General features: G+C 69.1%; 13 protein-coding genes. 5 read left to right on the top strand and 8 right to left on the bottom strand.

Going from position 1 to position 12,887, the window contains the following annotated elements; all coding sequences use genetic code 11:
* From thrC to HDR50_RS01040, 3 genes are all read right to left on the bottom strand, one after another.
* Entirely contained in the window at window positions 1-1,239 is a 1,239-nt protein-coding gene (thrC, locus tag HDR50_RS01050) for a threonine synthase (RefSeq protein WP_291355181.1), read from the bottom strand.
* A 206-nt stretch (window positions 1,240-1,445) separates the two neighbouring features.
* Window positions 1,446-1,823, bottom strand: coding sequence for a RidA family protein (locus HDR50_RS01045; protein ID WP_291355179.1), 378 nt, complete (start codon window positions 1,821-1,823; stop codon window positions 1,446-1,448).
* Window positions 1,824-1,842: 19 nt separating this feature from the next.
* A complete protein-coding gene (locus HDR50_RS01040; protein WP_291355177.1) occupies window positions 1,843-2,253 on the bottom strand; it encodes an OsmC family protein in 411 nt (136 codons plus the stop codon).
* Window positions 2,254-2,356: 103 nt separating this feature from the next.
* Here HDR50_RS01040 and HDR50_RS01035 point away from each other — a divergent pair, with 103 nt between their 5' ends.
* Both HDR50_RS01035 and HDR50_RS01030 read left to right on the top strand, forming a co-directional pair.
* On the top strand, window positions 2,357-2,944 hold the full coding sequence (locus HDR50_RS01035) for an aminoacyl-tRNA deacylase (RefSeq protein ID WP_291355175.1): 588 nt from the start codon (window positions 2,357-2,359) through the stop codon (window positions 2,942-2,944).
* 152 nt (window positions 2,945-3,096) lie between these two features.
* Complete coding sequence (locus HDR50_RS01030; protein ID WP_291355173.1) at window positions 3,097-3,819, top strand: GntR family transcriptional regulator; 723 nt, start codon at window positions 3,097-3,099, stop codon at window positions 3,817-3,819.
* 39 nt (window positions 3,820-3,858) lie between these two features.
* Here HDR50_RS01030 and HDR50_RS01025 read toward each other — a convergent pair whose 3' ends face one another.
* The 3 genes from HDR50_RS01025 to HDR50_RS01015 form a co-directional block, all read right to left on the bottom strand.
* Entirely contained in the window at window positions 3,859-4,995 is a 1,137-nt protein-coding gene (locus tag HDR50_RS01025; RefSeq protein WP_291355171.1) for an amidohydrolase family protein, read from the bottom strand.
* Between the two features lie 96 nt (window positions 4,996-5,091).
* Window positions 5,092-5,955 (bottom strand): YitT family protein, encoded by an 864-nt coding sequence (locus tag HDR50_RS01020; RefSeq protein WP_291355169.1) that lies wholly within the window; start codon window positions 5,953-5,955, stop codon window positions 5,092-5,094.
* Window positions 5,956-5,967: 12 nt separating this feature from the next.
* On the bottom strand, window positions 5,968-6,765 hold the full coding sequence (locus HDR50_RS01015; protein WP_291355167.1) for a sulfite exporter TauE/SafE family protein: 798 nt from the start codon (window positions 6,763-6,765) through the stop codon (window positions 5,968-5,970).
* A 357-nt stretch (window positions 6,766-7,122) separates the two neighbouring features.
* Here HDR50_RS01015 and HDR50_RS01010 point away from each other — a divergent pair, with 357 nt between their 5' ends.
* From HDR50_RS01010 to amrB, 3 genes are all read left to right on the top strand, one after another.
* A complete protein-coding gene (locus HDR50_RS01010) occupies window positions 7,123-8,079 on the top strand; it encodes an aspartate carbamoyltransferase catalytic subunit (RefSeq protein WP_291355166.1) in 957 nt (318 codons plus the stop codon).
* Between the two features lie 38 nt (window positions 8,080-8,117).
* On the top strand, window positions 8,118-9,338 hold the full coding sequence (locus HDR50_RS01005; protein ID WP_291355165.1) for a dihydroorotase: 1,221 nt from the start codon (window positions 8,118-8,120) through the stop codon (window positions 9,336-9,338).
* Window positions 9,339-9,358: 20 nt separating this feature from the next.
* Window positions 9,359-10,225, top strand: a complete 867-nt coding sequence (gene amrB / locus HDR50_RS01000) for an AmmeMemoRadiSam system protein B (protein ID WP_291355163.1) — start codon at window positions 9,359-9,361, stop codon at window positions 10,223-10,225.
* Here amrB and recJ read toward each other — a convergent pair.
* Together recJ and HDR50_RS00990 are read right to left on the bottom strand one after the other, a co-directional pair.
* A complete protein-coding gene (recJ, locus tag HDR50_RS00995) occupies window positions 10,222-11,985 on the bottom strand; it encodes a single-stranded-DNA-specific exonuclease RecJ (protein WP_291355162.1) in 1,764 nt (587 codons plus the stop codon). The two genes, amrB and recJ, sit on opposite strands and share 4 nt — an antisense overlap.
* Window positions 11,982-12,875, bottom strand: a complete 894-nt coding sequence (locus HDR50_RS00990; protein WP_291355161.1) for a hypothetical protein — start codon at window positions 12,873-12,875, stop codon at window positions 11,982-11,984. The genes recJ and HDR50_RS00990 overlap by 4 nt, the downstream gene beginning before the upstream one ends.
* Between the last annotated feature and the right edge of the window lie 12 nt (window positions 12,876-12,887).

Raw genomic sequence — 12,887 nt, 5'->3', positions numbered from 1 at the left:
CTACGGACGGCCGCGCAACGCGGCTTCCACGGCTTCCACAGTGGGCGCCGTGACGTCCGGGAAATCCTCATCGCTGGTGGCCACAGCGGGCGCGTTCAGGCCGTGGCCCGTGATATTGCACACCGTCACCCCGGGCGAGGCGAATGCCGGCAGCTTCACGAGCTTCGTGAGCGCCGCCACGGACGCGGCGCCCGCAGGTTCGGCGAAGATGCCCTCCTCCCGGCCCAGCTCGCGGATGGTGCGGAGAAACTCCTCGTCGCTGACAGAGATCATGGTGCCGCCGGTCTCGCGCACGGCCTTGAGGCAATAGCGGCCCCAGTAGGGGTTGGCGTTCATGATGGCGTCGGAGCGCGAGGGCTTTTTCTCCACCGGGCGCACCGTGTCCTCGCCGGCATGGAAGGCCCGGGCGATGGGGTCGCAGGCTTCGAGCTGCACGCCCACGAGCCGGGGCAGCCGGGTGATGACGCCCGCGGCCAGCATTTCGGTAAAGGCGTCGTGCGCGGCCACAAGGCCCGCGCCGCCCCCGCAGGGAATGAGCAGCACGTCCGGCGCCTGCCCAAGCTGCTGCACGATGCCGTAAGCGAAGGTGCGCTTGGCGACGATGCGGTAGGGGTTGGGGCCGCCGCACTGGAACCAGTGATGGCGTTCCACCATCTCGTTGCAGATGCGGCTCGCCGTGGCCATGTCGCCGTCGATGCGCACCACGCGGCCGCCGTAGACCACGCTCTTGCACACCTTGGCCGGGGAGACCTGCTTTTGCACGAAGACCACGGCCTCAAGGCCGGCGCGCGCGCCATAGGCCGAGACGCTGGCGGCATTGTTGCCGGACGAGGCCACGCAGACCGTGCGCCGCCCGAATTCCAGCGCCTTGAGCACGCACAGGGAGGTGCCGCGGTCTTTCAGCGAAAGGGTGGGCCCCTGTTCGACCTTGAAGCGCAGGTCGCGGATGCCGAGGCGCGCGCCCATGCGCAGCGAGGGCAACAGCTGCGTCTCCCCTTCGCCGAGGCTCACGCGGGGGATGAGCGCCATGTCGCTGATGGGCAGGATGTTCCGCCACTGGTGCAGCGCGGAGCGGCCTGCCGGCGCTGGCAGGCCGTCGGCCAGGGTGCGCGCGAGGCCCGCCGGGTCAAAAACCACGCGCATGGGCGCGCCGCAGTCGGGACAGGTCAGGACGAACTTGGCTTCGGGAACGCGGGTACCGCATTCCCGGCAGACCAGGCCCAGACAAGGTGCTTGCATGGCATCCCCCTGAAAAGCTGTGCCATTCCCGACGAGGCCGGGATGTGCCGTTCAAGGCCAGCATATGTGAAAGAAAGGGCAATGGCAAGTTTTTGTCGACAGAAAATGTCAACTATATTTCTGCCGACAAAAGAAAAACGGCCTGCCCAAGCAAGGACAGGCCGTTTTGAAGCAATGGGCCGCCAATGCGGCGTGAGCGGCGGCGCCTAGAGGACGGCGATGGCCTCCACCTCGACGCGGGCGCCCTTGGGCAGCGAGGCCACAGCCACGCAGGAGCGGGCCGGCGGGTCGGCGGTGAAGGTGCGGGCGTAGACATCGTTCACGGTCTGGAAGTCGGCCATGTCCGTGATAAACACCGTGACCTTGCACACGTCGGCGACGCTGGCGCCGGCCTGGGCGAGCACGGCCTTCATGTTGGCGAGCGCCTGGGTGGTCTGCTCGGCCACGTCCTGCGAGATGAGCTCGCCCGTAGAAGGCACGAGGCCGATCTGGCCCGAAAGATAGAGGGTGTCGCCCTTGCGGATGGCCTGGGAATAGGGGCCGATGGCCGCCGGGGCACTGGCGCTCTTGATGACGGTTTTCATGGATGTTTCCTCGCGGGGGCTAACGCGCCCATTTGAAGGTGAAGACCTGCTCCACATCGGGATGCAGGCTGAGATGGACAGGGCAGGTGAGGGCCGCCCGCTCGATCATGAGCTTCTGCTTGTCTGTGTAGTCGCGGTCGGGCATGTGGAAGACCACCTCGATCTTGCCGATGCGGCGCGGATTGGCGCTCATGGTCTTGGTCACGTCGATGGTCGTGCCGGTCACGTCCACGTCATGCGACTGGCCGTAGATGCCGATGATGGTCATGGCGCAGGCGGCGAGCGCCGTGGCGCAGAGATCGGTGGGCGAGAAGGATTCCCCCTTGCCCTGGTTGTCCACCGGCGCGTCGGTGACGAGCGTGGTGCCGCTGGCGACATGGACGCATTCGGTGCGCAGATTCCCAAGATATTTGGCGGTGACGGTGGCCATGGCATCCTCCCTTGTGGTGTGTTCGTATCCTATGGTATAATCAAGGCTTGCTCAAGCATAGGGGGGAGCAAAAGCATTGTCAACAGTATACGGTCGACAAAACATGCCGGGAGGAGGCGGCGAGGCCAGCCGGGGCGCACCCGGGTCCGATGCTGCGCCAGACGCTGCGCCAGAGGCTCCCCCGGACGCTGCCCCAGACGCTGCTCCAGAGGCTGCCCCGGACGCGCCCGCCTTTGCGGCCCTGCGCGCTTTGGGCCTTGCGGCGCTGCGCCTCGACTATGCCTTCACCGAAAGGGGCGGAACGGCCGACGCGGCCCGCAAGCTCGGCCTGGACGAACATCTGGTGGTGAAGAGCCTGGTGTTCGACGACGGCACGGGCGCCCGCGCGCTCATGGCGCTCATGCACGGCGACATGCGCGTTTCCGTGCGCCGGCTGGAGCGGCTTGCCGGCATGCGCCGCCTTGTGCCCAGCGCGCCCGCCACGGCCCACAGGCTGACCGGCTATCTGCCGGGCGGCATCTGCCCCTTCGGCCTCCTCGCGCCGCTCCCTGTCTTCGCGCAGGAAAGCCTGTTCCGCCAGGAAACGCTCTATATCAACGCCGGGGCGCGGGGCGTCATCGCCGTCATCTCGCCCGAGGCCCTGCGGCGCCTCGGTGCCGTCAGCGGCGATTTCGCCAGCGTTCGCCCTTGACCGCCAGCGGCGGAAACGTCTATAAATACCTGTAAGCCGTGGATTTTGGGTATTTTGTTTTCCTGGCTGGCCCCTTGCCGCAAAGGGGCGCGGCCCGGGCGCGGCAGCGGCCTTTTCGGTTCCCGCCCTGCGGGTGAACGAGGTAGGGGAGAATGGCGCAGGACAAGAGCGCAAAACTCGACAAGCCCACCTATGGCGCGCAGGTCGCGCGCCTGGTGCGCCAGCGCATCCGCAGCGGCAAGCTCCGCGGCGGCGACCGCATCAGCGAGGCGAGCCTCGCCGATGAATGCGGCATCAGCCGCGCGCCCGTGCGCGAGGCCCTCTACCAGCTGGAGACCGAGGGCCTGCTCATGTCCCACCCCAAGCGCGGCAAGTGCGTGACCCTGCTCACCGGCGAAAGCATCCGAAACCGCTATGAGCTCTGTGGGCTGCTGGAAGGCGCGGCCGCGGCCGAGGTGGCGCTGCGCCATCCCGACGGCCCGTGGCCCGACCTCGAGGACGTGCTCGAGCGCATGCACCAGTGCGTGCAGGAAAACGCCCCCGTGGACGTGCATGCGGAGCTCGGCACCCTCTTCCACGAAACCCTGCTCGCCCGTGCCAGCAATACGCTGGTGGTGGGCATCGCGCGCAGCTCCTGCCGCGTCATCTCCAAGTACCTCATGTTCCAGCAGTGGCAGCACCTCTACACCACCGCCGAATTGCTGCAACGGCATACGGATGTCTACGAGGCCCTGCGCCTCAAGGACGCCCAGGCCATTGAGCGCGCGGTGCGGCGGCACTATGCCGAGTCTGCCGAGCGGCTGGCCGCGCTCTGCCCGCTGCCGCGTTCCGGCAGGGGCTCGCCGCGCCGGCGCGCGCATTTCCCCGCGGAATAGCGCGGGGCCTCATCCCTGACTGTTTTTCTCCGGGCTTGTTTAGGACATGTCGGGCAGGACGGCGAAGACCGCCGGCTGGCCGGGCGCCAGCGTGCCCGCGCCCGCCGGGAAACCCAGGGCCGCGGCGCCGTTGACCGTGAGCAGGCGCACGAGCGCGCGGACGGGGATATCCAGATGCTCGCGCAGCCAGAGGGCCTCGGTGCGCACGTCAAGGTCGCTGTTGGAGGAGAGGCCGTCCGTGCCGAGGCAAAGCAGGACGCCGCTTTGCATGAGCTGGCGCACGGGCGCGACACCCACGCCGAGATGTTCGTTGGAGCGCGGGCAGAGGCAGAGCGCGGCGCCGCTGGCGGCAAGCGCCGCGATTTCCTCCCCGTTGAGCTGGACGCCGTGCACGGCGAGCACGCCGGGGCCGAGCAGCCCGAGGCCCAGGGCAAAGGCCGCCGGCCGCAGGCGCGGCGCCCGCCAGCCGGCGGGGAGCACCGTGCCCTCGTAGCAGGCGCGCAAGGGGCCTGTGCCCTGGGTGAGCAGTTCGGTTTCTTCCGGGGATTCCGCCAGATGGAAGCTGAAGACGCGCCCGGCACGGGCGCACCACTCCCGCGCGGCCTGTAAAATCTCCGGCGCCGTGGAGTAGAGGGCATGCCCGCCCGGCGCACAGGCGGCTTCAAGCCCCGCATCCGCGGCGATTTCCGCGCGGCAGCGGGGGGGCCAGGGGCTCTCTCCGTCCACGAGCGGCGGCGCGAACCCGAACCACTCGCAAAACTGGCGGATTTCAAGCCCGGCGGCGTCACAGGCCTCACGCACGGCCGTGAGCGCCCCGGGCGCGGAGCCGCCCACATCGCCGACCCAGCGGGTGCCGCACTCGGCCAGCGCTGTACAGGCTGCGGCCACGGCGTCCCGTCTCCGCTTTGCCTCCTCGCTCTCTACCGGCGCAACCACCTGCGGGATGAGGCTCGTGAGCCACGCCGCAAAGCCGTGCCCCCACAGTGTGCGCCCGGCGAGCCACGAAAGCTGCACATGGGTGTGCGCGTTGGTGCAGCCCGGCATGAGGCAGACAGAGCCCAGATCCCGCACCAGCGTCCCCACCGGGAGGCGCGTGCCCTTCCACCGGCCCACGGCCTCGATGCGCCCCCCCCGCGTCAGAAGGAGGGCGTCGTCCACGCGGGCGAGCGGCGCCAAAAGGCCGGCCCCTCGCGCGGGCCCCTCCCCGGCGAGCGAGAAAAGGCTCCGGGCCCGAAAGGCAACGGGGCGCCCGGCACTCTCCCGGGGCATGCCCTAGCGGCCCTGGCGCGCGAACTGGCCGCCCGAGACGTAAAAGGTGTTCTCGACGATGAAGAGCGCGTGCGGGTCGATGGTATAGACGAGGTTTTCCAGCCGCTTGAGGGCGACGTTGTTGGTGACGGTGAGCAAGATCTCGCGGTCCGTGCCGGAATAGGCGCCCTTGGCGCGGATCATGGTGGCGCCGTAGCGCTCGCTCGCCAGCACGGCCTCGCCGATCTCCTCGCCGCGGTTGGAGATCACCATGACGAGCTTGCGGCGGTTGAACATGCCGAGCACATATTCCAGCGTCTGCGAGGAGATGAACATCATCAGGATGGAGGCCACGATGAGGTCCGCGGGCAGGCGGAAGGCGCCGATGAGAAAGAGGCTCGCGTTGAAGAGAAAGTTGAACTGGCCGATGGGAATGTTCCAGCGCTCCTTGAGCAGGATGGCGAACACGTCCGTGCCGCCGCTGCTGCCGAGGGTGCGGAGCATGATGCCCGCGGCCGCGCCGTTGAGCACGCCGCCCACGAGGGCCGCGTACACGTCGTTGGAAAAGGGCAGCTCAAAGGTGACGAAATAGCCGAAGAAATTGATGGCCAGCGTGCCATAGACCGTATAGAGCAGGAAGCGCCGCCCGAGGAGGAACCAGCCCACGATGTAAATGGGCAGGCAGAGCGCGAGATACCAGACGAGGGGCGGCAGGCCGTGCGCCCAATAGTTGAGCAACAGCGCCACGCCCATGACGCCGCCCGCGAGGAAGTTGTGCGGCGCGGCCACGCTCTGGATGCAGACGGTCATGAGGAAGGCGCCCACGGTGAGCCAGAGCAGGTTCCACCAGACGGATTCGGTGAGCTTGCGGTTATAGGTGGTGAGCATGGCGCGGGCGGTCTAGAGCAGATCCCAGAGCATCTTCAGGCCCACAACGATAAGGAAGAACGCGAAGAAACGCTTGAGCTTCTTCGTGGGCAGCGAGTGGGAAAGGCGCACGCCGATGGGCGCGGTCAGGCAGCTCGCGCAGGCGATGCCGAAGAGCGCCCAGAGGTGCACGAAGCCAAGGCATGACGCGGGCAGGTCTGGCCGGCCCCAGCCGCCCACGATATAGCCAAGGGTGCCGGCCACGGCTATGGGGAAGCCGATGGCCGCGGAGGTGCCCACGGCCGTGTGGATGGGCACGTTGCAATAGGTCATGAACGGCACGGAGAGCGAGCCGCCGCCGATGCCCACGAAGCTCGAGACCATGCCGATGATGCCGCCCACGCCCGCCGTGCCCACGGCGCCGGGCAGGTCACGGCTGGCCGGGGGCCGGTAGTTGGAGATCATCTGCGCGGAAATGGCGAAGAGGAAGCAGATGAAGAAGATCTTGAGGAACATGGTGGGCAGGTGCGTGGCGATGAGGCCGCCGAAAAAGGTGCCGAGCAGGATGCCGGGCACGATGTGGCGGAAGATGTCCCACCTCACGGCGCCGCGCAGGTGATGCGCCCGCGCGCTGGAAATGGAGGTGAACATGATGCTGGCGAGCGAGGTGCCGAGGGCGAGCTGCTGCACATACTGCGGGGGCACGCCCTCATAGGGGAAGACGGCCACGAGGATGGGCACGATGACCGTGCCGCCGCCCACGCCGAGCAGCCCGGCGAGCACGCCGACGACGGCGCCGCAGCAGAGGTAGATGAGAAGCGAGACGAGCATGCGTTTCCTCCCTGAGGCAGTGGCCCCGCTGGCATGCGGCCTTTCCGCGCAGCTATGCCGGCCGCGCGGGAAGGCCCACGGTAGTCAAAGGCCCGGGCGCCGTCAACCGCTTCACGGAAGCGCCGGGATTTTTTCTTTACAATGCCAGGTGCCGCGCCTAAACTTCAGGCATGGATACCCAGCCGCCTGCCGCTTGCGCGTGGCCGCACGCCGCCGCGCAGACTTTTGCGCGGGCCTTGTCCCGTCCCGCCGGCCCCGCCGTTTGGGCAGCCGTTTCCCCGTTCCCGAGAGCGGGGATTTTTTTTGCCCCCGTCCCGGNNCGCCGCNTCACCCGCNGCCAAGGAGGNCCGCCGCGCCATGCCCGATGACAACCGCCACCCCTGGCCGCACAAGGACCTNCTCGACGTGACCCAGCTTGANNCCGNCGAGGTGCGCCGCCTGCTGGATCTCGCCGCGGGCTTNCAGGAGATCAACCGCCGCCCGGTGAAAAAGGTGCCCACCCTCAAGGGCAAGACCGTGGTGCTGTTCTTCGCCGAAAACAGCACGCGCACCAAGACCTCCTTCGACGTGGCGGCCAAGCGCCTCTCGGCNGANACCTTCGCCCTNTCCACGGCGGGCTCGAGCATCAACAAGGGCGAGAGCCTCAAGGANACGGGCCTGACGCTNCAGGCCATGAACCCGGATGTCATCGTCATNCGNCACCAGTCGAGCGGCGCGGCCCGCTANCTNGCGGANCTTCTGCCCTGNGGCGTGGTCAACGGCGGCGACGGCTGGCACGCCCATCCCACCCAGGCCCTNCTCGACTGCTTCAGCCTGCGCGANGTCTGGGGNGACGATTTCGCCGGCCGCGAGCTGCTCATCCTGGGCGACATCGCCCACAGCCGCGTGGCGCGCTCCAACCTGCACCTNTTGCGCATGCTCGGGGTCAAGGTGCGGCTCTGCGCGCCGCGCACCCTGNTGCCCGCCGGGGTGGANCACTGGCCGGCNGAGGTNTATNCCGACCTNGACAAGGCCATGGACGGCGTGGACGCGGTCATGTGCCTGCGCCTCCAGCTCGAGCGNCAGCAGGCCGGCCTNTTGCCGGANCTCTNCGAATATTCGCGCCGCTATTGCCTGGACTTCCGGCATCTTGNNAAGGCGAAGCCNGGCTGCCNGGTNCTNCACCCCGGGCCCATGAACCGGGGCCTNGAAATTTCGAGCGCCGTGGCCGACGCNCCGGAATGTCTCGTGCTCGACCAGGTGGCCGCGGGCGTGGCGACCCGCATGGCCATCCTCTACCTGCTCGCCACGCGCACCGAGGGAGGAGCCNNNTGANGCTCTNNATCCGCAATGCCCGGCANCTGGACGCGCCCGTGGACCTTCTGGTGGACGGCGNCCGCATCNTCACCATGACGCCCGCGGGCCATGTGGCGCCNCCCGAGGGCTGCGAGGTNTTCGAGGCCCACNGCCTGCGCCTGTTCCCGAGCCTCACCGACGCGCATGTGCACCTGCGCGAGCCCGGCTTTGAATACAAGGANGANATCGCCACGGGCCTTGACGCGGCGGCGCACGGCGGCTTCGGGCAGGTGATGTGCATGGCCAACACNAAGCCNGTCAANGACACGGCNNCGGTGACGCGCTTCATGCTCGAGCGCGCGCGGGAGAGCCACCCCGACGGCCCGCGCCTCTACCCGGTGGCCGCGGCCAGCGTGGGNCTNAANGGCGAGGCCCTGNCGCCNCTCGCCGAGNTGCGGNCCGCGGGCTGCGTGGCCGTGTCCAACGACGGGCGCCCCTTGGAGAGCGCGGAGCTCGTCCGGCGCATCATGGAATACGCGGCCGACCTCGGCATGGTCTTCATCGANCACTGCGAGGACCCGCACCTCGCCCGCGGCTGGCTCATGCACGAGGGCGACGTGAGCGGCATGCTCGGCGTCAAGGGGCAGCCCGCGGCGGGNGANGCCATNCAGGCCGCGCGNGACATCATGCTNGCCGAATATCTNNNNCTNCCCGTGCACATCGCNCATGTGTCGAGCCGNCTCACCGTGGACCTCATCGCCTGGGGCAAGGCGCGCGGCGTGCGCGTCACCGCCGAGACCTGCCCGCATTACCTNNTGCTCGACGAGACGGCCCTCGAGGGCTACAACACGCTCGCCAAGGTGAGCCCGCCCCTGAGGACGGCCGACGACCGCGCGGCCCTGCGCGAGGCCGTGGCCTCCGGCATNGTGGACATCCTTGTGACNGACCACGCCCCGCACGCGGCNCACGAAAAGGACGANACNCTCGACCTNGCGCCCTGCGGCCTCACCGGGCTNGANCTCGCGCTCTCNCTCACGTGGGAGCTGGTGCGCGAGGGCGCGCTCACCGAGGCCGATGTNCANCGCCTCTGGAGCCGGCGCCCGGCCGAGATCTTCGGGCTGCCNCGCAATGACTTCGCCCCGGGCGATCCGGCGGATTTCTTCCTCTTCGACGCGGACGCCNCCTGGGAGGTCACGCCGGAGGCCNTGCGCTCGCGCGGCAAGAANACNCCCTTNNTGGGGCGCCNGCTCCATGGCCGCGTGCGCCATCACTGGCTCGGCGGCAAGGCGCTCTTCTGATGAGCGGGAGGGAGAGGGCCATGCCCGTACGTCAGCCCGTGGTCGCGGGCCGGTTTTATCCCGCAAATCCCCAGGCCCTGCGCCGGGAAGTGCGCCGTTTTCTCGCGGCGTCCGAAGACGCTGCGCTGCCCGGCTGCAGCCGGAAGGCCTGGGGCTGCATGCTGCCGCATGCCGGTTATGTGTTCAGCGGCGCCGTGGCCGGGGCGACACTCGACGGCCTGGTGCTGCCCCGAAGGCTCGTCATCCTCTGCCCCAACCATACCGGCCGCGGGGAGCCCTTGGGCGTCTGGCCCGGGGGCGCGTGGCTCACGCCGCTGGGCCAGGTCACGGTGGACGAGGCGCTGGCCCGGGCACTTATGGCCGCGGGCGGGGGCTTCACGCCGGATGTGCACGCGCATCTCGGGGAGCATTCCATCGAGGTGCTGCTGCCCTTTTTGCAGGAGACGGCCATCGAGGGCGGAAGCGGCCTCCAGTCGGTGGTCCCTGTCTGCGTGGGCACGCGGCACCCCGGGGCGCTCGCCCGCGCGGGCGAGGCCCTGGCCTCGGTGCTCGGCCGGCCGGAAAACGCCGACGTGGGCGTGGTGGTGAGCTCGGACATGAACCATTATGAGAATGTGCGCCGCACCGAACAGAAGGACGCGCTCGCCCTTGAGCGCGCGCTGGCGGCGGATGCCACCGGCCTTTTGCGGGTGGTGGACGAGGCGGACATCAGCATGTGCGGCGCCGCGCCGCTGGCCCTGGCCCTCTTTGCGGCCGGCCGTCTCGGGCGTGTGCGGGTGGAGCTGGCCGCGCACGACACCTCGGCCACGGCCTCGGGCGACACCGAACATGTGGTGGGCTATGCGGGCTTGCGCCTCTGGCTCGAGCGTGGTGAGGCGGCGAGTTAGGCGCGGCGCGCCGGCGCCACGTCGCGGCAGAGCTTCCAGTCCCTGATGCCGAGATCCACCGAGGCTATGCCGTTATAGGTGTCGATGCGCGGGGTGTAGGCGATGCGTATGGTCTTGCCCACCAGGGAAGGGGGGAGCGCGTCGGCCATGCGCCAGGCCTTCGCCGCGAGCGTGATGCCGCTCGCCTCGTCCTTGAGGTGCAGCCGCACATGCTCCCGGCTGCGGCCAAGATACGATCGCTCCGTGACCACCACCGGCGGCGAGGCGAAGACCGGCTCGGCATTGCCCGGCCCGAAGGGCTGCATGAGCTGAAGCTCCTTGAGGAAGTCGAGGTCGGAGGCCTCCCCGAAGCCCAGCTCGCATTCAAGGGTCAGGGTCGGTTCCAGCGGCTCCGGGCCCAAGGCTTCCATAACAGCCGCGTCAAAGCGGGCGCGGAATTCCTCGAGCCGGTCTTCCTCAAGGCGCAGCCCTGCGGCCAGCCGGTGCCCCCCGAAGCCCGTGAGGCAGTCCGCCGTGCGGGCAAGCCCGTCATGCAGGTCAAATTCCCGCACCGAGCGGCCCGAGCCCTTGAGGCTTGCGCCGTCCCGGCAGAGCACGATGGCCGGCCGGTAAAATTCCTCCACGATGCGCGAGGCCACGATGCCCACGATGCCGGGGTGCCAGTCCTCCCCGTAGAGCACGAGCCCTGCGTGCGGCCCCCGGGCCAAAAGTTCCGCGGCCTGCTCGCGCGCGGCCGCGTGGATGCGCTCTTCCTCGGCCTTGCGTTCCTGGTTGCAGGCGTCAAGCTCGGCGGCGAGCTCTGCTGCCCGGGCGTGGTCCTGCTCGCGCAGGAGCTGGAGCGCCGTTTCCGCGCTGCCCATGCGGCCGGCGGCGTTGATGCGCGGCGCGAGGCGGAACACCGCCTGCCCTGCCGTGAGCGCGCCTGCCGGGTCATGGCCGCTCACGGCCTTGAGCGCCGCCATGCCGGGCCGCGAGCCCTTGCCGATGCGGGCGAGGCCACCGCGCACGAGCACGCGGTTCTCGCCCGTGAGGCGCATGACATCGGCGAGCGTGCCCAGGGCCACGAGGTCGAGCACCCCGTCCATGCGGAAGCGCCGCCCCGTATGCGGGGCCAGCGCCGCATTGACAGCGGCCATGAGGTAGAAGGCCACGCCCACCCCGGCAAGGTGGACGCAGGGCCACAGGGCCGGCTCGCCCGTGCGCGGGTTGCACAGGGCATGGGCGGGCGGGAGATCGTCCGGCGGCACATGGTGGTCGGTGACGATGACGGTCATGCCGAGCTCGCGCGCCCGCGCCACGGCCGCGGCGTCGGAAATGCCGCAATCCACGGTGAGCAGGATGCCGCAGCCGGCTTCGGCCAGCGCTTCCACGCCGGCCGTGTTGAGGCCGTAGCCCTCGGCCTGCCTGTCCGGGAGGTGGTGGGCGGCCTCGATGCCGTGCGCGGCCAGCACGTCCAGCACGAGGGCCGTGGCCGTCACGCCGTCCACATCATAGTCGCCCCACACGGCGAGGCGCTTGCCGTCGAGAAGCTCGCGCGCGAGCAGGGCGGCGGCTTCGGGGAGCTGCGGCCAGCGCTCCGGCGGGGTGAGGGAGTCGAGCCGGGCCGAGAGGAAGGCGTCGATGGCGTCGCGCTCCGTAAGGCCGCGCCGCCACAGGATGTCGAGCAGGCGCGGCGAGATGGCGAGCTCTTCCGCCCAGCGGTCCGGCGGGTCTTTGGCCGGGGCGTCTTGCGGGGCCTCGCGTAGGCGCCAGTGGCTCATTGCGGGCCCGGGGCCGCGCTCTGGGCTTGCGGCGCCTCCGCCGCCGGGGCTGCCGGGGGAGCGGGAGCCGCCGCGGCCCGCGCCCCCTGGCTGGCGGCGGTCAGAAGCTCGCGCACCTTGTCCATCTTTTCCGCGGGCACCATGGATTTTTGCAACAGCCACGCGAGGAACTTGAGCGAGACCTCGTGGCGCGGCGCCAGCTCCAGCGCGGCGAACAGGTGCTCGAGGCAGCCGTCCATGTCGCGCGTTTCCAGCAGCACGCGCGCGAGGTTCATGTGCAGGTTCTCGTCATTGGCCGTGAGCTGGAGGGCGCGCTGGTAGTATTCCACCGACTGCGCGAGCATCTTGTTCTTGCGCAGGTTGATGCCGAACTCGTTGAACAGGTGCTTGTGCTCGGCGTCGAAGGCGCCGTCCAGCTTGAGCAGGCGGTCGAAGATGTCCTGCGCCTTGTCGAGCTCGCCGCGCTCCATATAGGTGAGGCCGATGCCGAAATTGGCGCGCACATTGGCCACGTCCACCTTGAGCGCGCGCGAATACTCGTATTCCGCCGCGAAAGTCTCGCCCTTTTCGCGGTGGCTGTCGCCCTTGTCCACGGACTGCTCCACCTCGCGCATCTTCGGATACACGGACATCTGGTAGAATTCCGGCTCCGGCGAGAACTTGGCTATGAGCTCGTCCATGGTGATCTTGCGCTTGGGGCCGCTCGGCACATAGTTGGCGTTGAGCGGCTGGCACTCGATCACGTCCCCGTGCTGCTCCACGAACCAGAAGGTCTTTTGCACGGTCTTGCGCGTGGTCGTTCCCGTGCCGACCTTGCGGATCTCCTGGGTGGAAAACACCCCGCGCACATCGGTCTTGTTCTGTCCGGCGGACGCTGCTGACTCGGCCATGGTTTCCTCTGG

The sequence above is a fragment of the Desulfovibrio sp. genome (assembly GCF_014803725.1).
GTDB lineage: Bacteria > Desulfobacterota > Desulfovibrionia > Desulfovibrionales > Desulfovibrionaceae > Desulfovibrio.
Note: the sequence above shows the minus strand (reverse complement) of the source record. Positions and strands in the feature narration are given on the sequence as shown.